This window comes from Cellulomonas sp. HZM (assembly GCF_000708885.1).
In the GTDB taxonomy this organism is placed as follows: domain Bacteria; phylum Actinomycetota; class Actinomycetes; order Actinomycetales; family Cellulomonadaceae; genus Cellulomonas.
Genome location: NZ_JEOE01000048.1, coordinates 1 through 19418, shown reverse-complemented (window position 1 = coordinate 19418; position 19418 = coordinate 1). Strand labels below are relative to the sequence as shown.

The window sequence follows — 19418 nt, the reverse complement described above, 5'->3', positions numbered from 1 at the left end:
CCCGGCCACCCCCCACCCCGCGCCGGCAGGCCGGTGGTCAGGGGAGGGTGGTGAGGGCGTCCGGGTCGACGGTCAGCGGGACGACGTCGCCCGGGTCCGCCGTCGTGCCCGCGGGGGCGAGGGCGGTCACCGCACCGATGCCGTCGACCTCGACGCGCACCTCCGTCCGGCCTCGGCGGGAGGTGGTCGCGAGCACGGTCCCCTTGGCGACGGCCTCGTCGTCCCCGCGCGCGACGACGAACGCGCCCTCGGCGAGCGCGAGCTCGGGGTCGGCCCCAGGAGCGAACCCGTGGACCCGGGGCGCGTCGCGGTCGGCGAGGCCGGGCACGTCGCGGTCGGCGGAGACGACCGCGGGACCCGGGCCGCCGGTGCCACGCGCGCCCGGGATCGCTCGCCGGGCACGCAGGGCGTCGGCCAGGACCGGGGCGGAGGATGCGCGCACGAACGCCTCGTACCCCAGGAACCGGGCGACCTCGCGCGACGCCGGCGCTCGCCAGAGGTCGGCAGGCGCGTCGACCTGCAGCAACGCACCCCGGGACATCACGGCCACGCGGTCGGCCACCGCGAAGGCCTCGTCCTGGTCGTGCGTGACGAACAGCGCGGTGGTGCCGGTCGCGACGAGCACCGCGCGCAGGTCCACCGCGAGTCGCTCGCGCAGCGCCCGGTCGAGCGCGGACAGCGGCTCGTCGAGCAGCAGCAGGCGCGGCGCGGGGGCCAGTGCGCGGGCGAGCGCGACGCGCTGGCGCTCGCCTCCGGAGAGGGTCGCGACGGGGCGTGGTCCGTATCCGGTGAGCCCGACGAGGTCGAGCAGCTCGTCGACGCGCGCGGCGCGGCCAGAGCGGCCCGGGCGACCCGTGCGGCTCACGGCGCCGGCCCGGTCAGCACCAGCCACCCCGTACGCCACGTTCCCGGCGACGTCGCGGTGCGTGAACAGCTGCCCGTCCTGGAACACGAGCCCGAACCCGCGCAGGTGCACGGGAACGCGCGCGACGGACTCGTCGTCCCAGGTGACGTCGCCGCCGGCGAGCGGCTCGAGCCCGGCGACCGCGCGCAGCAGGGACGACTTGCCGCACCCCGACGGCCCGAGCAGCGCCACGATCTCGCCGGGCGCGACCGACAGCCGCACGTCGTCGACGGCGGTCGACGACCCGTACCGCACCGACACCCCGGCGATGCCCAACCCGTTCACCAGTCGCCTCCGATCCGCGACGACCCCGCGAGCCGCTCGCACACCGCCACCACCGCGGCCGTCGCCGCCGCGAGCACCACCGACGCCGCGAGCGCGGTGCCGTACGAGTCCGGGCCGGGACGCCCGATGAGCCGGAAGACCACGACCGGCAGCGTCGGGCTGTCGGGCCGCGCGAGGAACGAGGTCGCGCCGAACTCGCCGAGCGACGCCGCGAACGCGAACCCGAGCGCGAGGCCGAGCGAGCGCGCGGCGAGCGGCAGGTCGACGGTCCGCAGCACGCGCCCCGGCGCGGCGCCGAGCGTGGCGGCGGCCTCGCGCAACCGCGGGTCCACGGCACGCAGCACGGGGAGCACGGTCCGCACGACGAGCGGCACCGCGACGACCGCCTGCGCGAGCGGGACCAGCGCCGACGAGGTCCGTAGGTCGATCGGCAGGCCGAGCGGGTGGTACATCGCGAGCAGGAACCCGAAGCCCACGGTCACGGCGGAGACGCCGAGCGGCAGCATGAACACCGCGTCGAGACCGGCCACGGCACGACGGCCGAGCGCGCGGCGCGGCCGTCGGGACACGACGAGCGCGACGAGCCCGCCGACGACGAGCGCGACGAGCGTCGCCGCGAGCGCCGTCCGCAGCGACGTGCCGAGCGCATGCCACACGGTGACGCTGACGCCACCCTGCACGGTGCCGAGCGCGGCGTAGTGGTCGAGCCCCCAGCGACCGTCGACCCGCAGCGAGCGCACCACGAGGTTGACCATCGGTGTCGCGAGCAGCACGACCGTCGCGGCGGTGACCGCCGCGCAGGTCAGCGCGAGCCCGTGCCCGTCGCGGCGCGGCAGCCCGGCGGGGCGGCGCAACGTGAGCGGACGCACCCCGGTCCGCACGTCCGCGAGCGCGAGCGCCCGCTCGCGCCGTGCCCGCGCGCGGCCCGCGACCACCAGCACCCCGGCGACGACGACGAGCTGCACGACGGACAGCACCGCGGCGGCCCGCAGGTCGAGGAACTGCGTGGTCTGGATCCAGATCTCCGTCTCGACCGTGCCGAACTGCAGGCCGCCGAGCACCAGCACGGTGCCGAACGCCGTCGCGGAGAACAGGAAGACGAGCGACGCGGCGGACGCGATCGCGGGCGCGAGCGCGGGCAGCGTCACGGTCCGGAACGCGCGCCACGGCGAGGCACCCAGCGCACGGGCCGCCTGCTCGGCGCGTGGGTCGAGCCGCTCCCACATCCCGCCGACGCCGCGGACCACGACCGCGTAGTTGAAGAACACGAGCGCCGCGACGATCGCCGCGAACGTTCCGTCGAGATGCAGGAACCCGAGCGGGCCGCCCTCGACGAGCAGCGACCGGAACGCGACGCCGACCACCACGGTCGGCAGCACGAACGGCACCGTGACCAGCGCTCGCACGGCCCCTCGCCCGGGGAACGAGCGCCGGTGCAGCACGTACGCGCCCGGGACCCCGAGCAGCACCGCGACCACCGTGGCGGACACGGCCTGCGCGATCGTCAGCCCGACGATGCGCCACGTGCGCGGCCGGGAGAACACGTCGGCGAACCCCGACAGGTCCAGCGACCCGTCCGCCCAGAACCCGCGTCCGAGCATGACCAGCACGGGCCACGCGAAGAGCACCGCGAGGAACAGCACCGGGACCGCGACGGCCACGGCCCAGAACGCGACCCACCACCCGCGCCGCCGACGCGGGGCACCGGCGCCGGCCGCGGGGGCGGTCGGCGCCGTGCCCGGCGACGGGCGGGCGAGGGTCGTCGTCATGCGGTCCGACCGATCAGCCGACGACCGTCGCGGACCACTGCGCGAGCCACTGCTGGCGGTTCTTCGTGATCTCGTCGGGCGCGACCGTGAACGGCTTCGTCGCGAGCGGCGCGTACTTCGCCCAGTCGGCGGGCAGCGCCACCGACGTGCTCACGGGGTACATGTACATCGACGTCGGGATGTCCTTCTGCACCTCGTCGGACAGCAGGAAGTCGAGGAGCTCCTGCGCGCCCACCGGGTTCTTGGCGCCTGCGAGGACGCCCGCGTACTCGACCTGCCGGAAGCAGGTGTCGAGCAGCGCGCCGGTCGTCGGCTCGCCGCCGCCCTTCGGGACCGTGTACGGCGGGGACGACGCGTAGGACAGCACGAGCGGTCGCGGACCGTCGGCGCCGCCGCCGCTGAAGTCGGTGTAGTACGCGTCCGACCAGCCGTCCGCGACCTTGAGGCCGTTCTTCTTCAGCGCGGTCCAGTAGTCCTGCCAGCCGTCGTCGCCCTTCGCGCCGATCGTCGCGAGCAGGAACGCGAAGCCGGGCGAGGACGTGACGGCGTTGGGGACGACGAGCAGGTCCTTGTACTCGGGCTTCGTGAGGTCGTCGAGCGTCGTCGGCTCCGCCTTGCCGTGCTGGGTGAACCACGCGTGGTCGACGTTGACGCACACGTCGCCGTAGTCGATCGCGGTGAGCCCGTCACCCGCGGCGTAGGTTGCGGCGTCCGTGGCCGCGGGGGCCTTCGAGGCGTAGGGGACGACGACGCCCTCGTCGATCGCCCTCGTCGCGAACGAGTTGTCCACGCCGAACGTGAGGTCGCCCAACGGCGCTCCCTTGGTGAGGACGAGCTGGTTGACCAGCACGCCCGCGTCGCCGGGCTGGACGACCTTCACCGTGATGCCGGTCTGCTTCGTGAAGTCCTCGAGGATGCCCTTGGACAGCGCGAACGAGTCGTGCGTGACCAGGGTGACCGAGGTGCCGGCGGTGGCCGGTGCGGTCGGCCCGCTCGTCGTGCTCGGCGCGCCGCTCGTCGGGTCTGCCGCCGGGGCGGACCCCGACGAGCAGGCCGTCAGGACGGCTCCGAGTGCGGACAGTGCGGCCAGCGCGAGCGCGGGTCGCGTGAAGGCTCTCGCCATGGGTGGTGCTCCTCCGTGCGATCTCGTGATCAGGAGGGGTCCCCGCACCCGCCGTCGAGGCTCCGGGGGGCGCCACCGACGACGACCACGGAGATGAGAAGCCCGACTCCCTACGCCGGTATCAGCCGGATCAGGTTCGAGGGTCTGCGGTCGGCCCGCACTCTCAGCGCCCCGGGCGGTGTGCCCCGACGCTCCCCTGTCGTTCGTCGCCGATCGTATCCCCAACCGGCGTGCGTCACCGCCAGGCGTTACGGTCGCTGCAGACGACGCCGACCCGGGAGGCCCCGCATGTCCGACGACAAGCACGACGACGACACGAAGCAGTCCACGCTCGCCAAGATCGTCGGCGCGCTCACCGCCGTCGCCGCCGCGTGGGTGGCCCAGCAGGTCGTCGCGCAGGGCTGGAAGGCCGCGACCGGGCACAAGCCGCCGAAGCCGGAGGACGAGGGCGACGTGCGCTTCCGGGAGATCGCGACCGCGGCGGCGTTGACCGGTGCGATCGTCGCGCTGTCGCGTGTGCTCGCCACGCACGGGACGGCGAAGTTCGCGGCGCGGGTCAACGAGAAGCGCTCCGCCAGCTGACGGTTCTCGTCAGCTCGTCCGCGGCGCCAGCGCCACCGGCTCGCTGATGCCGAAGACCTCGCGCAGCGCGTGCCGTGCCGCGTTCCAGCCGCCGATCCCGTGCACGCCCGGGCCCGGCGGGGTGGACGCGGAGCAGAGGTACACGCCGTCGCGGCCGGAGAAGTACGGGTTCCAGGTGGGCGTCGGGCGCGCGAACATCTGCACGATGGTCGTCGAGCCCGCGGAGATGTCGCCGCCCACGTAGTTCTCGTCGTGCTCCTGCAGGTGCGCCGCCGGGATGCAGCGGCTCGCGACGACGACGTCGCGGAACCCGGGCGCGAAGCGCTCGATCTGCGCGGTGACCGCCTCGGTGACGTCCTGCGTCGACCCCGACGGCACGTGGGCGTAGGACCACAGCGGCCGCAGCCCGCCCACGCGGCGCGAGTCATCGACGACCGTCGGGTCGCTGACCAGCACCATCGGCCTCTCGGCGTGCCGGCCCGCGGCGACCTCGGCCTCCGCGTGGGCCATCTCGGCGCGCGTCCCGCCGACGTGCACCGTGCCGGCGCGGTCGACGTCGGGGGCGGCCCACGGCACCGGGCCGGACAGCACGAAGTCGACCTTCGCGGCGGCGTCGCCGTAGCGGAACGCTTCGAGCGATCGGCGTGCGCGCGCGGGCAGGCGGTCCTCGAGGACCCGGACGAGCGTGCGCGGCGAGGTGTCGAACAGGTAGCAGTGCGCCGGCGGCAGGTCGTCGTACGACGAGACGCGCAGGTCGGTGACGATCTCGCCGCCGTGCGCGCGCAGGTCGTCGGCGAGCGCTCCTGCGATGGCCCCCGAGCCGCCGCGCGGGATGGGCCAGCCCTTGCCCGCGTGCGCGAGCGACGCCAGCAGCAGCGCGGTGCCCGCGGCGGCGAACGACGGCAGGGGCGTGATCGCGTGCGCCGCGACACCGGTGAGGAGCGCGGGCGCGACGTCGTCGACGAACCTGCGGTCCCACGCACGCGTGCCCTGCTCGAGGACGCCGAGACCGAACGCCGCCGCGGCGGGGATGCCGTGGCGCAGGAGCCCCTGCGGGATCGACCGCTTGTCCCCCATCGCCACGCCCACCACGTGCTCGGTGCGCTCGGACAGCCGCCCGACGAGCGAGCGCCACGCCTTCCCGTCAACCCCGAGCCCCTCCACCGTGCGGTCCAGCGAGCGGTACGCGACGCCGGCGCGGCCGCCCGGGAGCGGCTGCGCGTACGAGACCTCGGGGGTCAGCAGCTCGACGCCGCGCGCCGCGAGGTCGAACTCGGCGAGGAACGGGCTCGCCCACGCCATCGGGTGCACCGCGGAGCACAGGTCGTGCACCATGCCGTCGGCGAGGCCCAGGTCGAGCGTGCGGGCTCCGCCGCCGATCGTCGGCTGCGCCTCGACCACCAGCACCCGCAGGCCCGCGCGCGCGCACGTCACCGCCGCGGCCAGCCCGTTGGGGCCGGACCCGACGACGACGACCTCGGCACGCGCCACGGCTCCATCCAACCATCACGCGGCGACACGGCCCCGCTGCTCCTGGGTGTTGTGGAAACCAGCCCGCGGTGTGGGCGGCGCGTGGCACGATCGGTCTGCCGGCGCTCGGGTCGGCATGTTCCGGTCGGCTCTCGCGCCGACGAGCAGGGGGTGGCAGTGAGCGAGCACGAGGGCGTCGCGTCGCCGGTCGTCGGGACGGCCGGCGCGCCAAGGTCCGACGAGGGGCAGCGGCGACTGGCGCGGCGAGTGGTGTACGGCACCATCGCCGTGCTCGCTGTCGTCGTGCTCGTGCAGCTCGAGCTGTGGCCGCTCACCGCGTTCCGGCTGTTCTCGACGGTCCGGACGGGGACGACGACATCGGTCCAGCTCGTCGTCGTCGGCCGCGACGGCTCGGAGCACCCGCTGCAGCTCCCGCGCGACCAGGTGCTCGGCGTGACGTCCCACCAGTTCGGCGAGCTGCCGGGGCTCTCGCCCGACGAGCGGCGCGACAAGGTCGACTCGTGGCTGCGGGTCGCGGGCATCGACCCCGCGACCGTCAGCTCCGTCCAGCTGGTGCGGACCAAGAAGGACCTCGGGCCGCCGCCGAAGGTGCTCGAGCAGAAGATCGTGCTGGAGGTCGCGCCGTGAGGGCGTGGTTCGCGCGCCTCGACGCGCGCCTCACCGCTCGCGGGTCCGCCCACCGGCTCGTCGAGGTGCAGACGCTCGTCGCGCTCGTCATCGGCTACCGGCTGCTCGTGCGCGACTGGACCCACATCAGCGACCGCCCCGCCGACCTGTGGGACGGGCTCACGGTCATGTCCTGGTGGCCGGGCGTGCCGCCTGCGTGGCTCGTCGTGACGCTCCAGGTCGCGGGCGTGCTCGGGGTGCTCCTGGTCGTGCTGCGAGTGCGCACACGCGCCGCGTTCGTCGTCGCGTGGGTCTGCTACGTGGTGCTGTGCGCGTGGTGGGGCTCGTCGGGCAAGGTCATGCACAACGACGTGCTCACCGTGACCGTCGCGTCCGTGCTGCTGTTCGCGTCGCCGCCGCGGCGCGGAGAGCACGGCCGGACCGTGCGCTGGGGCTGGCCGCCGCGGGGCGCGCTCATGGTGCTGGGGTTCGTGTACTTCCTCACCGGGTTCCAGAAGCTGCGGCACTCCGGGCTGCACTGGGTGTTCAGCGACAACATGGTGTGGATCCTGCGGCAGGGCGCGGCGCCCCGCGCGCACGACCTCGCGATGTGGGTAGCCGACCACCCGTGGATCGCGCAGGGGCTCGCCGGCGGGGCGCTCGCCCTCGAGCTGACGGCGCCGGTGTGGATCGCGTTCCGGCTGACCCGCGGGTGGTTCGCGCTCGCGGTCGCCGTCATGCACGGGAGCATCTGGCTGCTGCTGGGGATCGACTACTCGGCGTGGATCCTCACCGCGGCGGCCGTGTGCGTGCCGATGGCCCTCGCGCCCGACCGGGGGTTGTTCGCGCGGCTCGCGGGCCGGCGCCGGGCCGCGGTCGGGCACGGCCCGCAGGCCGAGCAGGAGGCTGCCGCCGTCTGAGAGGCGCGGCCCGTCGTCGTGACGGTCGACCGAGTGTCCTGCGAGTCGGCAGTCGGTCGCAGTCGGTCGTCGGGCGGTCGCAGGTCGGTCGGGCTGTCGTCGGGCGGTCGCAGTCTGTCGTCAGTCGGCGTCGGCCGCGGGTCTCCGGACGACCGCGGTGCCGCCCTCGAGGTCGACCGCCACGTCACCCGGGCCGGTCGCGGGAGCCTGCCGGACGTCGAGCTCGACCCGTTCACGCTCGTCGGTCACGTGCCGGTGGCTCGGCGCGAGCACGTCGACGAGCTCGCCGAACATCCCGCCGACGCCTCCGGTCGGGGGTCGCGGCCGGCGGTCACGCCGCGTGGGCGGCCTCGCGACGACCCGGTCCGCGAGCGCGACGAGCACGACGAACGTCACCAGTCCCACCAGCCAACCCGTCGCCCCCATCGAGGTGACACTACGGCGCGAGTCACGATCGGGCTCCGGAACGATCACGTGGTCGCTCACGGACGGTGTGCGTCGATAGGTTGCGCGGGAGCGCGTTCGGTGGCACTCGGGGCCGCTGCCTGGAGTCGGTGATCGGGTGCGCGGTCCGAGAGGCTCCGGCGGTCAACGGAAGGGCGTGGCTGATGACGAGGACGAGAGTCCGCTCGCTCGCGCTCCTGGGCTCGGCGATCGCTCTCGGCCCCGTGCTGGCGGGCTGCTCCGACGCGACTCGTCCGACCGAGACCGCCGAACGCCCGGCGCACGCCTGGTACCGCGCGACGACACCCGGCACCGGCGACGCGGGGCTGCTCACGGGCACGCTGGCCGACGACGGCGGCTGTCTCGTCGTACGCACCGCGCACGGGACGACGACCGTGCCGGTGATCGCCCTGGCTGACGGCCGAGACCTGACGCCCGGGACCGCGGTGAGGTACGGCGGCGGCCTGGTCGACACGGTCCCTGACGGCGCGGTGGTGCCTGCCGCGTGCGCGGGGCGGACCTACTGGCTGGTCGTGAGCGGGGGCTGACGCCGTCGTGCGCCGGCCGTGCCCGACGTCCGGCTCCCTGTCCACAGCCGTCGTCCACAGCCGTCGTCGAACCGACCACAGGCACGCGCTCGTAGTTCCCTGTCCACAGGCATCACTGCAGATCAGGTGCCCTTTCTGGGTTGACGAGACCTGTCCGATTCACGTAGGTTGTACGCATGTTCGAACGCGGCGCCTCCCACTCTGCACCCGAGGGTGCGGGGCGCCCGCGTGACGACGGGGTCGGCGTCGCCGTCGACCCCGTCGCGGACGTGAGCGCGGCCGTCGAGCGTCTGCGGCGCGCCGCCGCACGGGCGGCGGGATGGACCTCGACCCGTCGCACGGCGGTGCTCGACGAGCTCGGGCGGATCGAGGGTGCGTTGCGGGTCGCCAGGTCGGCGGTGCTCGCGGCTGAGCGTGACGCGGGAACCTCGGTTCGTCCCGGAGACCGGTCGTTCGAGGACGCCCGCGCGCGCCAGGCCGGGTTCGGTCTCGTCGAGGCGCGACGAGAGGCTCGGCAGGGCGCCGTCCTCGAAGCGATGCCACTCGTCGCCGACGGGGTCGCAGGAGGCGCGGTGTCGTTGCCTCACCTGGACGTCCTCGCCTCCGTCGCTGCCGCGGGTTCCGACGAGCAGCGAGCCGCGCTCGCCGACCCGGCCACGCAGGCGGGCATCGTCCGCGTCGCAGCGACACAGACCCCAGCGAACCTGCGCCGGCGGATCGAGGAGCTCTTCGCCGCCCACGATCCGGCGCGACTCCAGGACCACCACGAGCGTGCGCGCCGCAACCGCTTCCTGCACCTGTCGACCACCACCGACGGCACCCGGCTGTCCGGCCTTCTCGACCCGAGCACCGGGCACGTGCTCCAGCTCGCGCTCGAGGCCGCGACCCGCCGTCCCGAGGGGGACGAGCGCGAGCCCGAGCAGATCCGCGCCGACGCGCTGGCAACCCTCGCCGAGCACGCGCTCGGATGCGGCTCGGACGACGCCGCGATCACCGGCTCTCGCAACCGGCCGCACCTCTCCCTGATCGTGCCGGCAGAGACGATGGTCGAGCTGCACGCGCACGCACGCACGTCCGCCGCCGAGCGCGAGGCCGTGGGCAGGTGCGTCGACGATCCCCGCCGTGTCGCAGGGCAGGTCGACCGGCCGGACCACGTCGCGGGTCAGATCGACCGGCCGGACGACATCGCGGGCGACACGCAGAACCGGGCCCCGACCGTCCATGGTGTGCGCGACGACACCGGCTCGGATGGCCGGAGCGACGCTGGATGGCTCGCGGGGCGGCTCGACCGGGTTCCACCCGTCGTGCGCGAGGACGGCGCGCCCGTCCCGTTGTCGGTGCTCGCGAAGGCGTTGTGCGACTGCGACATCACACGCATCGCCATCACGTCCGAGGGCGTACCTGTCGACCTCGGCAGGACTCAGCGCCTGTACTCGGGTGCGCACCGCCGCGCCGTGATCGTGCGCGACCAGGGCTGCGCATGGAATGGGTGCGACACGCCCGCCCGGTTCGGCGAGGTGCACCACATCCGTTGGTGGCAGCGAGACGACGGCGAGACCTCGCTCTCCAATGCCGTGCTCCTGTGCGACTTCCACCATCACCGGGTGCACGAGCTCGACCTCACGATCGAGCGGCACCCGGCGGTGCCGCCTCCCCGCGGGGCGGTCCACGTCGAACGATCAGATCCTGGGCCCGGGCTATTCGTGGCATCCGGTACGAGAGACGATGCAGAAGCGGTGTCGGACGTGGCTCCGGGCGCGGATGCTCTCTCGCGCGCGCCCTCTGGTGCCGCCGACCCGGTGCGCCAGGGGTCCCGACCTCGAGCCACCTACACGTTCCGCCGCGCCCGCGACGGAGTGGTGGTCAGCGAGCCCCGGCGGCACGAGCCGCATGCACCGCGAGCGTCGGGCGGCACCGGCAACGCTCCGATCGCTGCGGCGTGACGCGCGGTCGGCCGCACCCAGCAACGCTCCGACCGCCACAGCCTGACGCGACGTCGACCGCACGCGGCGAACCCCGACCGCCATGGCCGACGCGAGGTCGGCTGCGCCTGCGACCCGCAGCGGTCTCGTTTCGTCAGGCCGCGCCGTCGCGGACCGTCGCCGGGGTGGAGGCTCTCGGCGTCGATCCACTCGCCGACGGTCGCATCCGACGCCGATCGTGTGGCGTCAGGTCGACCACCGTCGATCACGCACTCTCGGTCACCACGTCGCCGTCGCGCCCCCCGTCGATCACGTCCGTCGGTCACGCGCTCTCGGTCGCTCTGCCGTGAGTCACAGCCGGACCAGTCGCGCTGGCGTCGATCGTGTCGAGGTCGCGGACCGCGTAGCGCAGGTGCTCCCACTCCTCCTGGAGGATGGTGTGCAGGCAGGACAGCACGGTCTCCGGGTGCTGCGGCGACCACGGGTTGCGACGCTCGGCCGCGAGCTCCGCAGCCGTGACCGCGGCGAGGTAGTCGCCCACCATCGACACGTGCTCCGACCGGACGTCGAGCACCCGCTCGAACGTCGGCGACGGCTCGGAGAACACGGCCGGGTCGTTGCCGTCGAGCTCGTACTCGACGTTGGGCTGCCCGATGGGATGGAGAGGTTCGTCCCGCTCCAGGATCGCCCGGACGAGCCACACGTCCGTCGCCATGACGAGGTGCCGCAAGGTCTGTGCGAACGACCACTCGTCGTCCACCCGGACATCGACCGTTCCCGCGGGCATCGAACGGACCCGGGCGATCACCGCACCCCACGCCGTCTGCACCGCGGTCCACGCCGCGCGCAGTCCCGCCGGGTCGTCGGCCCTGCGCTGGGACCTCCCCGGGAACCGGCGGTCGAGCTCGGCCTCGACCAACGGCACCACGTCGACCCCGTTGACCAGGAGCGAGCGGCCGCCGTCGAAGAGCCACGGGGCATCCAGGTCGGCCCCTTCGAGGTCGATGCCGCGACCGACGACGCCCGAGAGATCTGTACGCACGAACCGAGCGCCGCGCAGCGACACGTCACGGAATCGCGCACCCCGGAAGTCGTCCGAACCTGTGTACGTCGTCATGACCCGCTCCTGTCGTCGTCGACTCGTCCCACGGCAGCGGCCCTTCTATCCCTCGGGCTCGCCCTCGTCACGCTCACGAGCGCGGCGCAGGTCGTCCGTGAGCTCGTCGATCACCAGGTCGTCCGGGTGCACCTTGCCCGTGCGGAAGCCTGCACGACCGACGAGGTGGGCCGCGACCGGTGCGGTCAGCATCTGGAAGATCGCGACGAGCACCAGCGCCCAGACCGCCGCCCCGGACCGCAGTCTCAACGCCAGTCCGATCAGCACGAGGATCAGTCCGAGCACCTGCGGCTTCGTGCCCGCGTGCATGCGCGCCAGCAGATCCGGGAACCGCAGCACGCCGACGCCGGCGGCGAACGCGAGGAACGCCCCGCCGAGGAAGCAGATCCCGGACGCGACGTCGGCGACGGTGTCCCAGGTCATCGCACCTCCCCGATCGCCGGTCCGCCGTGATGCTCGTCGTCGCCCGCGGCGGGATCGGCGCCGCGGTCACCATCGGCCGAGTCACCATCGGCCGAGTCACCATCGGCCAGGCCACGACCAGTTGGGTCCTGCCGCTCGTCGTCCTGGCGCTCGCCGTCCTGCCGCTCGCCGCCGCCGGCGTCGACCGCCCGCCCCTGGGCCGCGGCGCCCGCACGGGCCGCGAGGTCCTCCGCGCGTTCCCGCGCGAGCCGCTCCGCGTCCTCCGCCGCGACCTCCTCGCGGGTGCGCACGCGTCGCTCGGCCTCGGGCTCGGCGGACGCGAACCGCGCGATCGTCACCGAGCCCACGAACCCGACCAGCGAGAGGACCACGAGGATGGGCACCACGTCGGCCCGTCGCTCGCGCGCGGCGTACAGGGCGACGGCGGCGATCATCGTCGTGACGAAGATGTCGAGCGCGACGGTCCGGTCGAGCATCGACGGGCCCCGCTCGGCGCGGATCACGGCGAGCACCGCTGCCGCCGCGACGAGCAGCCCGCACACCCAGACGACGACGGTCATCGGTCCACCCCCGTCGGCGCGACGGGGCCGGTCCGCGAGCGCCGACGACCGTTCGCGAGCCCGGCGTCGGCGAGCTCCGCGGACGACGCGAAGGCCCGCAGCACGCGCTCCTCCTGGTCGAGCACGGCCTGCCGCGCGGCCTCGATCCCGCCGGACTGCTCGACGTCGAGCACGTGCAGGTAGAGCATCCCGGTGAGCCGGTGCGCCTCGACGACGAGCGAACCGGGCACGAGCGAGCACAGCTCGGCGGTCATGGTCAGGTACAGGTCGGAGTGCGAGCGCAGCTGCACCCCGATGACCGCGCCGTGCGGCTGCCGGCCGGGCCGCAGCGCGAGCAGGCTCACCTCGAACGACGCGCGCACGAGGTCGACGGTGAACCGCGTGAGCAGCCGCAGCACGCCCACCGGGTGCACGCGGCCGTGGAAGTCGATGGGGGCCATGCGCAGGCCCGTCATGACGGCGAGCGCGATCAGGAGCCCGGCGATCACGTTGCCGAGCGACAGGTCTCCCCACAGCAGGACCCACACGACGGTGAGCCACACGAGCGTGCCCCACGCGAAGCGGGCGCGGTGCTGCCTCATCCACCACCCCCGAGGTCGATCGTGACGCGCCCGTGTTCCGACCCGTGCGCGGACTCGCCCTCGCCGCGCGCGCCGTCAGGCAGTACCGCGTCGATGTAGGGCGTGCGCTCGGCGAGGGCGACGGCCGCGCGGTGGGTGTAGGCGAACATCGGCCCCCCGGCGAAGGTCAGCACGAGGCCGACGACGACGAGCGCGCCGGCCGGCAGCACCATGCCGAGCGGCATCCGCAGGCGCGGCGGCTCCGCCTCGGGCGGCTGCCAGAACGCCTTGTTCCACGCCTTGACGAGTGCGTACAGCGTGAGGAGCGACGTGACGACGCCGCCCACGACCAACGTGTACGCCAGCGATGTCCCGACATGTACACCTGCTTCGAGCAGCCCCAGCTTGCCGAGGAACCCGGACAGCGGCGGGATGCCTGCAAGGTTCATCGCGGGCACGAAGAACAGGATCGCGAGCCCGGGCGCGAGCTTGGCCAGGCCGCCGAGCCGGGTCAGCGACGTCGAGCCCCCCACGCGCTCGATCAGGCCGACGACCAGGAACAGCGCGGTCTGCACGACGATGTGGTGCGCGACGTAGTAGATCGCCGCGGTCCAGCCCGCCTCGGTGGACAGCGCGATGCCGAACACCATGTACCCGATGTGGCTGACGAGCGTGAAGGACAGCAGACGCTTGATGTCGTCCTGCGCGACGGCACCGAGGATCCCGACCACCATCGTCGCGAGCGCCGCCCACATGAGCCAGTCGTCGAGCCGCCCGTCGGGGAACAGCAGCGTCTGCGTGCGGATCATCGCGTACACGCCGACCTTGGTGAGCAGGCCGGCGAACACCGCCGTGACGGGTGCGGGCGCGGTCGGGTACGAGTCCGGCAGCCACGCCGACAGCGGGAACACCGCGGCCTTCACGGCGAACGCGAGCAGCAGCAGCACCTGGATGACGAGCCGCACGCCGGGGTCGATCTCGGGCAGCCGGATCGCGAGCTGCGCGAGGTTCACGGTCCCGCACGCGGCGTAGACCATCGCGATCGCGACGAGGAACAGGACCGAGGAGAGCAGCGCGACGACGACGTAGATCGTGCCCGCGCGGATCCGCTCACCCGTGCCCCCGAGCGTGATGAGCACGAACGACGCGGCGAGCAGGATCTCGAAGCCGACGTAGATGTTGAACAGGTCCCCGGACAGGAACGCGTTCGCGACGCCCGCGGCCAGCACGAGGAACGTCGGGTGGTAGATCGAGACCGGCGCGGACTCCTCGTCGTCGTCGCGGCCCTGCGCAAGCGAGTACACGAGGACGGAGAGCGTGACCGCCGACGAGATGACCAGCATGAGCGCGGACAGCCGGTCGGCGACCAGGTCGATGCCGACGGGCGCCGCCCAGTCGCCGATGTCGACCGCGATGGGGCCGTCGTCGACGGCCACGAGCAGCGCGACCGACGTCGCGAGCACGGCGGTGAGCGCGGTGACCGACACGATCCGCTGCAGGCGGGGGCGGCGGTAGAGCGCGAGCGCCAGGCCCGCGGCGAACAGCGGGACGACGACGGGCAGCGGGACGAGCCAGCTCACGACGCATCACCGCCGTGCACCACGTGCGTGCCCTCGTCGGTCTCGTCGCGCGCCTCCTCGGCCTCCTGGTCGAGCGTCTGCGCCGAGTCCTCCGTGTCCTCGTCGTCCGTCGCGCGCTCGTCGATCGCCGCGAGGCGCGCGATGCGGCGGTCCTCGAGGTCGTCCTGCACCTCGTCGTGCCGGTGCAGCTGCCACGACCGGTACGCCATGGCGAGCAGGAACGCCGTCATGCCGAGCGTGATGACGATCGCGGTGAGGACCATGGCCTGCGGGAGCGGGTCGCTCATCTTCCCGCCGGGTGTGGCACCGACGATGGGCGGGCGGCCCGCGGCGCCACCGGCGACGAGGAACAGCAGGTTGGCGCCGTTGCCGAGCAGGATGATGCCGATGAGGATGCGGGTCAGCGAGCGCTCGAGCAGCAGGTAGACGCCCACGGTGAACAGCACGCCGATGGTGACGACGAGGACGATGTTGGGGCTCATGTCGATCACGGGCGCACCTGCTCGGCGCGCTCGTCGGGGCCGCCGGAGCTGCCCGACAGGTCGGACGGGAACGGGTCGTCCTCGCCGGTCTCGGCCCGTCGGTCGATCTCCGCGCCGAGCGACCGCAGGATGTCGAGCACCAGCCCGATGACCACCAGGTACACCCCGATGTCGAAGAACAGGCTCGTGACGAGGTGCACGTCGCCGACGACGGGCAGGTGCAGGTCGACGATCCACGACCGCAGCACCGACCCCCCGACGAGCAGCGACACGAGCCCGACGCCCGCCGAGAGGAAGAGCCCGAGGCCGAGGAGCGCACCGGGCTGCACGGGTGCTGCCTCCCCGAGCTCGTACCGCCCTCCCGCGAGGTAGCGCACGATCAGCGCGATGCCCGTGACCAGGCCCGCCGCGAACCCGCCGCCGGGCGCGTTGTGCCCGCTGAGCAGCAGGAACACCGAGTACACGATCATCGTCTGGAACAGCAGACGCACGACGACCTCGAAGATCACCGACCGGCGCTGCGGCGCGAGCGTGCGGCCGGCACGCAGCCACTCGCGGTCGGTCGCGGGTGCCTCGACGCGCCGCCGGTCGACGCCGCGGCGCAGCGGTGCCATCGGGTCCGCGCCGCCCCAGACGGCACGATCGCGCTTCGCCTCGTCGGCCCGGAAGATCTGGCCGCCACGGCGCGAGAGGAACACGAGCGACGCGACGCCCGTGGCCGCGACGAGCAGCACCGAGATCTCGCCCATCGTGTCCCACGCGCGGATGTCGACGAGCGTGACGTTGACGATGTTGTGCCCACCGCCCCACGCGACGGCCTCGTCGGCGAAGTGCTCGGACACCGGCGGGTGCATGCGGGCGCCCGGCACGACGAGCGCGATGCCCGCGACCGTGAGCCCGACGGCGAGCCCGATGCCGAGCCGCACCCAGCGGGACCCGGCGAGGGGGCGGTCGGAGAAGTACGGGGGCAGGCGGCGCAGCACCAGGACGAACACGGCGAGCGTCACGGTCTCGACGAGCACCTGCGTGAGCGCGAGGTCGGGTGCGCCGTGCAGCAGGAACAGGCCCGCGACGGCGTACCCGCCGATGCCCAGCAGGATCACGGCCTTGAGCCGGCGCCGGGCACGCGCGGCGAGCACCGCGGAGGCGATCGCCGCGGCGGCGAACGCCACCTGCGCGGGCTGGTCCCACCACACGGTGCTCGTCGGCCACGCCGTCTCCACCAGGGCCGTGACCCCGACGCCCAGGACGAACACCGCGAGCACGATGCCGAGGTAGAGCGGCAGCGAACCACGCTGGGTGACTGCGGTGACGTCGGCCGCGACGTCGTCGAGCCGTCGCATGAACCGGCGGTACACGCGGTCCGCCTCCGGCCCGCGGTACGCGCGCTGCTGCCAGGCCTCGATGCCGTCCCGTGCCCACCACAGCAGCGCGCCGGCACCGAGGATCGCGAGGGTCAGGACGAACGTCGGCGTGAAGCCGGCCCACAACGTGAGGTGCCCGGGCTCGCCCGTGGGGTAGGTGTCCGCGTACGGCGAGAGCAGGTGCTCACCGAGCTGCGGCAGCAGCGCGACCGCGAGACCCAGCACGGCGAGGACGAGCGCGGGCCACACGAGCATGAGCGACGGGTGCGTGATGGGTGCGGGCTCCGCGTCGGGCTCGGCAGCCGCGGCGATCGTCGTGCCCGGGCTCGCCGCGCCGTCGAGGTTCGACTGCGACTCGGGCACGACGGCCGACTCCGGCACCACGGCCTTCTTCGTCGCGAACGCGCCCCACCACAGCCGCAGCCCGTACGCGACGGTCAGCACCGACCCGACCGCGACCGCCGCGAGGACCACGGGTCCGGTCCACGTGTCGTCGAGGTGGTCGAGCGACTCGAGCCCCGCCTCCTTCGCGACGTACCCCGCGAACGGCGGCAGGCCGATCATGCTCGCGACGGCCAGCGCGCCCGCGGTGGCGGTGATCTTGAGCTCGCGCCCCACGCCGGACAGGCGCCGCAGGTCACGCGTGCCGGTCGCGGCGTCGACCACGCCGACGACGAGGAAGAGCGCGGCCTTGAACATCGCGTGCGCGCCCAGCATCGCGAGCCCCGCGAGGGCGGCCGAGCGCGTGCCGAGCCCGACGAGCAGCGTGATGAGCCCCAGCTGGCTGACTGTGCCGAACGCGAGCACCAGCTTGAGGTCGTGCTGCCGCAGCGCGCGGTACCCGCCGAGCAGCAACGTCCCGCAGCCGAGCACCACGACGCACCATCGCCACGAGCCCTGCGTCGAGTAGGCGGGGGCGAACCGCGCGACCAGGTAGATGCCCGCCTTCACCATCGCGGCTGCGTGCAGGTAGGCGCTGACCGGGGTGGGCGCGGCCATCGCGGCCGGCAGCCAGAAGTGGAACGGGATGAGCGCGGACTTCGTCGCGACGCCCGCGAACAGGCAGAAGACCGCGACGGTCGCCACGGTCCCGCCGGGCGGGTGGGCGATGACCTCGGAGAGGCGGTAGGTGCCCGCGGCGTCGCCCAGGAGCAGGACGCCGACGAGCATCGCGAGGCCGCCCGCGGTCGTCAGGACGATCGCCTGCATCGCGGCTCGTCGGCTGGCCTTGCGGTCCGTGTAGTGGCCGATGAGCAGGTACGACGTGACCGTCGTCAGCTCCCAGAACACGAACATCAGCAGCATGTCGTCGGACGTGACGAGCCCCAGCATCGCGCCCGCGAACGCGACGAACACCGCGCCGAACCGGCCCAGCCCCTTCGCCGACACGGAGAAGTAGGCCGAGCAGTAGATCAGCACGAGCGCACCCACGCCGCCGACGATCAGGGTCATGAACCAGCTCAGCGTGTCGAGCCGGAACGTGAGCCCGAGCCCCAGCGTCGGGATCCACTCGACGTGCTCGACAGGCCCGTGCCCGCTCTGCACCCTCGACGTCCAGGTGAGCGCCCACACGGCCGCGCTCGCCGGTGCGAGGGCCAGCGCCCAGAACGCCTGGCGACCCCACCAACGAACCAGGGTGGGCGCGACGGCGGCTGCGATCACATGGATGACGAGCAGCAGCAGCACGCGGCCTGGGTCCGTCCTGTCGGGGGCGGCAGGGGCAGGTCAAGACTGTATCAACGCAGACCCGGGCCGACGCCCCGCGACCAGGACCTCCACCGACGGCCAGCACGGCGCCCTCGACACCCAGCCCGTCACCATCCACCCAGGTCCCGGTCGCCGAGATCCAGACCTGCGACACCGCCACCTGACACGCACGGAGCCGGCAGCGCGGGCGGGCACCTGTCCGATGGCCGGGGCGTCGCGGCGTCGCTAGCCTCGAAGCGGGCGCGGTGCTGCGCCCACGGGCCGAGCCGGCGTCGGCTCCGGGGCACAGGAGGTTCCCATGACGGAGCTCGACGACCTGGAGCGGCTGGTCCCCCTGGACCAGCTCGCGTCGCATCTCGGTGTCGACGAGGACACCGCGCGCGACGCCGTGCGGGCCGCGCTCCCCGCGCTCGTCGGCGGGATGCAGGCGAACGCGCAGGACGCCGGGGGCGCCGCGTCGCTGCTGGGTGCCCTCCAGACGAAGGACACGGGGCTGGTCGACGGCGGCGTGGATCTCGGTGACGTGGACGCCGACGACGGGCGCGCGATCGTCCGGAACGTGTTCGGCGCCCAGGAGGACCAGGTCGCGGCGGCGCTCGGGGCAGCCCCGGGCAAGGCCGACTCGGGGATCGTGCAGCGCGTGCTTCCGATGCTCGCGCCGATCGTCATGGCGTTCCTCGCGAGGAAGCTCGCCGGCGGCGGTCGGACGTCGTCGTCGACTGCGGCGGACGCGCCGTCGCAGGGCGGCCTCGGCGACATCCTCGGCGGTCTCCTGGGTGGTCTCGGCGGCGGGGCCGCTGGGTCGACCGGTGGCCTGGGCGGGCTGGGCGACGTCCTCGGCGGGCTGCTCGGGGGCGGCAAGCGCTGACCGGGCGCTCGACCCCCCGGACCGGGAGCTGACCGGCGGGCGGCAAGCGCTGACCGGGTGTGCCGGCGGCGCGGGAGCACCTGCTCCGAGCCTCGCGGCGGCCGTTCGTCGGTAGGGTCCACCCGTGCCCGCCCCCCACGCCGCCGGCACACCCGGTCAGCGC

18 protein-coding genes and 1 riboswitch are annotated in these 19418 nt (G+C 73.8%); of the genes, 6 read left to right on the top strand and 12 right to left on the bottom strand.

Annotation, left to right across the window (positions count from 1 at the left end; all coding sequences use genetic code 11):
- Positions 1–37: 37 nt before the first annotated feature.
- Genes AW16_RS0115635 through AW16_RS0115625 form a run of 3 tightly spaced genes read right to left on the bottom strand, consistent with a single transcriptional unit; the run spans position 38 to position 4081 of the window.
- Entirely contained in the window at positions 38–1189 is a 1152-nt protein-coding gene (locus AW16_RS0115635; protein WP_081861737.1) for an ABC transporter ATP-binding protein, read from the bottom strand.
- Entirely contained in the window at positions 1186–2958 is a 1773-nt protein-coding gene (locus AW16_RS0115630; RefSeq protein ID WP_029291903.1) for an iron ABC transporter permease, read from the bottom strand. The genes AW16_RS0115635 and AW16_RS0115630 overlap by 4 nt, the downstream gene beginning before the upstream one ends.
- A 13-nt stretch (positions 2959–2971) precedes the next feature.
- Positions 2972–4081, bottom strand: a complete 1110-nt coding sequence (locus AW16_RS0115625) for a thiamine ABC transporter substrate binding subunit (RefSeq protein ID WP_029291901.1) — start codon at positions 4079–4081, stop codon at positions 2972–2974.
- 90 nt (positions 4082–4171) lie between these two features.
- Positions 4172–4289: riboswitch (TPP riboswitch) on the bottom strand.
- Positions 4290–4369: 80 nt separating this feature from the next.
- Here AW16_RS0115625 and AW16_RS0115620 point away from each other — a divergent pair.
- Positions 4370–4663, top strand: a complete 294-nt coding sequence (locus AW16_RS0115620) for a DUF4235 domain-containing protein (RefSeq protein ID WP_029291900.1) — start codon at positions 4370–4372, stop codon at positions 4661–4663.
- 9 nt (positions 4664–4672) lie between these two features.
- On the opposite strand, the gene AW16_RS0115615 is transcribed toward AW16_RS0115620, so the two are convergent.
- Positions 4673–6154 (bottom strand): NAD(P)/FAD-dependent oxidoreductase, encoded by a 1482-nt coding sequence (locus AW16_RS0115615; protein ID WP_029291898.1) that lies wholly within the window; start codon positions 6152–6154, stop codon positions 4673–4675.
- 156 nt (positions 6155–6310) lie between these two features.
- Between AW16_RS0115615 and AW16_RS0115610 the strand changes: the two genes are divergently transcribed.
- Both AW16_RS0115610 and AW16_RS0115605 read left to right on the top strand, forming a co-directional pair.
- Positions 6311–6781 (top strand): hypothetical protein, encoded by a 471-nt coding sequence (locus AW16_RS0115610; protein WP_029291896.1) that lies wholly within the window; start codon positions 6311–6313, stop codon positions 6779–6781.
- A complete protein-coding gene (locus tag AW16_RS0115605) occupies positions 6778–7680 on the top strand; it encodes a hypothetical protein (RefSeq protein WP_081861736.1) in 903 nt (300 codons plus the stop codon). The genes AW16_RS0115610 and AW16_RS0115605 overlap by 4 nt, the downstream gene beginning before the upstream one ends.
- Before the next feature lie 120 nt (positions 7681–7800).
- Here AW16_RS0115605 and AW16_RS0115600 read toward each other — a convergent pair whose 3' ends face one another.
- Positions 7801–8106, bottom strand: a complete 306-nt coding sequence (locus AW16_RS0115600; protein ID WP_029291892.1) for a DUF6191 domain-containing protein — start codon at positions 8104–8106, stop codon at positions 7801–7803.
- Positions 8107–8288: 182 nt separating this feature from the next.
- Here AW16_RS0115600 and AW16_RS0115595 point away from each other — a divergent pair, with 182 nt between their 5' ends.
- Together AW16_RS0115595 and AW16_RS0115590 are read left to right on the top strand one after the other, a co-directional pair.
- Positions 8289–8672 carry a hypothetical protein gene (locus tag AW16_RS0115595; protein WP_029291890.1) on the top strand — a complete coding sequence of 128 codons (384 nt, stop codon included), beginning with the start codon at positions 8289–8291 and terminating at the stop codon, positions 8670–8672.
- Between the two features lie 176 nt (positions 8673–8848).
- Positions 8849–10615 (top strand): HNH endonuclease signature motif containing protein, encoded by a 1767-nt coding sequence (locus AW16_RS0115590; RefSeq protein WP_029291888.1) that lies wholly within the window; start codon positions 8849–8851, stop codon positions 10613–10615.
- A 301-nt stretch (positions 10616–10916) separates the two neighbouring features.
- Here the strand turns inward: AW16_RS0115590 and AW16_RS0115585 are convergent, their stop codons facing one another.
- The 7 genes from AW16_RS0115585 to AW16_RS0115555 are packed head-to-tail and all read right to left on the bottom strand — an operon-like array spanning position 10917 to position 18366.
- Entirely contained in the window at positions 10917–11711 is a 795-nt protein-coding gene (locus AW16_RS0115585; RefSeq protein ID WP_034649606.1) for a DinB family protein, read from the bottom strand.
- A 45-nt stretch (positions 11712–11756) separates the two neighbouring features.
- Positions 11757–12134 carry a monovalent cation/H(+) antiporter subunit G gene (gene mnhG / locus AW16_RS0115580; RefSeq protein ID WP_029291884.1) on the bottom strand — a complete coding sequence of 126 codons (378 nt, stop codon included), beginning with the start codon at positions 12132–12134 and terminating at the stop codon, positions 11757–11759.
- Positions 12131–12694 carry a monovalent cation/H+ antiporter complex subunit F gene (locus AW16_RS18285; RefSeq protein WP_029291882.1) on the bottom strand — a complete coding sequence of 188 codons (564 nt, stop codon included), beginning with the start codon at positions 12692–12694 and terminating at the stop codon, positions 12131–12133. Before AW16_RS18285 ends, mnhG begins: the two co-directional genes overlap by 4 nt.
- Positions 12691–13275 (bottom strand): Na+/H+ antiporter subunit E, encoded by a 585-nt coding sequence (locus AW16_RS0115570; RefSeq protein ID WP_034649603.1) that lies wholly within the window; start codon positions 13273–13275, stop codon positions 12691–12693. Before AW16_RS0115570 ends, AW16_RS18285 begins: the two co-directional genes overlap by 4 nt.
- Positions 13272–14834: a Na+/H+ antiporter subunit D gene (locus AW16_RS0115565; protein WP_029291878.1), complete on the bottom strand. Its 1563-nt coding sequence runs from the start codon at positions 14832–14834 to the stop codon at positions 13272–13274. The genes AW16_RS0115570 and AW16_RS0115565 overlap by 4 nt, the downstream gene beginning before the upstream one ends.
- Complete coding sequence (locus tag AW16_RS0115560) at positions 14831–15316, bottom strand: Na(+)/H(+) antiporter subunit C (protein WP_029291876.1); 486 nt, start codon at positions 15314–15316, stop codon at positions 14831–14833. Before AW16_RS0115560 ends, AW16_RS0115565 begins: the two co-directional genes overlap by 4 nt.
- Before the next feature lie 5 nt (positions 15317–15321).
- Positions 15322–18366 (bottom strand): Na+/H+ antiporter subunit A, encoded by a 3045-nt coding sequence (locus AW16_RS0115555; RefSeq protein ID WP_051682004.1) that lies wholly within the window; start codon positions 18364–18366, stop codon positions 15322–15324.
- A 319-nt stretch (positions 18367–18685) separates the two neighbouring features.
- Between AW16_RS0115555 and AW16_RS0115550 the strand changes: the two genes are divergently transcribed.
- A complete protein-coding gene (locus AW16_RS0115550; protein WP_029291873.1) occupies positions 18686–19255 on the top strand; it encodes a DUF937 domain-containing protein in 570 nt (189 codons plus the stop codon).
- Positions 19256–19418: the final 163 nt, after the last annotated feature.

What these genes read in the sequence shown, in the direction of transcription:
- AW16_RS0115630 (WP_029291903.1), bottom strand. Translation starts at nt 2,958, where the DNA reads ATGACGACGACCCTCGCCCGCCCGTCGCCGGGCACGGCGCCGACCGCC.
- AW16_RS0115625 (WP_029291901.1), bottom strand. Translation starts at nt 4,081, where the DNA reads ATGGCGAGAGCCTTCACGCGACCCGCGCTCGCGCTGGCCGCACTGTCC.
- AW16_RS0115600 (WP_029291892.1), bottom strand. Translation starts at nt 8,106, where the DNA reads ATGGGGGCGACGGGTTGGCTGGTGGGACTGGTGACGTTCGTCGTGCTC.
- AW16_RS18285 (WP_029291882.1), bottom strand. Translation starts at nt 12,694, where the DNA reads ATGACCGTCGTCGTCTGGGTGTGCGGGCTGCTCGTCGCGGCGGCAGCG.
- AW16_RS0115570 (WP_034649603.1), bottom strand. Translation starts at nt 13,275, where the DNA reads ATGAGGCAGCACCGCGCCCGCTTCGCGTGGGGCACGCTCGTGTGGCTC.
- AW16_RS0115595 (WP_029291890.1), top strand. Translation starts at nt 8,289, where the DNA reads ATGACGAGGACGAGAGTCCGCTCGCTCGCGCTCCTGGGCTCGGCGATC.
- AW16_RS0115620 (WP_029291900.1), top strand. Translation starts at nt 4,370, where the DNA reads ATGTCCGACGACAAGCACGACGACGACACGAAGCAGTCCACGCTCGCC.
- AW16_RS0115585 (WP_034649606.1), bottom strand. Translation starts at nt 11,711, where the DNA reads ATGACGACGTACACAGGTTCGGACGACTTCCGGGGTGCGCGATTCCGT.
- mnhG (WP_029291884.1), bottom strand. Translation starts at nt 12,134, where the DNA reads ATGACCTGGGACACCGTCGCCGACGTCGCGTCCGGGATCTGCTTCCTC.
- AW16_RS0115590 (WP_029291888.1), top strand. Translation starts at nt 8,849, where the DNA reads ATGTTCGAACGCGGCGCCTCCCACTCTGCACCCGAGGGTGCGGGGCGC.
- AW16_RS0115560 (WP_029291876.1), bottom strand. Translation starts at nt 15,316, where the DNA reads ATGAGCCCCAACATCGTCCTCGTCGTCACCATCGGCGTGCTGTTCACC.
- AW16_RS0115550 (WP_029291873.1), top strand. Translation starts at nt 18,686, where the DNA reads ATGACGGAGCTCGACGACCTGGAGCGGCTGGTCCCCCTGGACCAGCTC.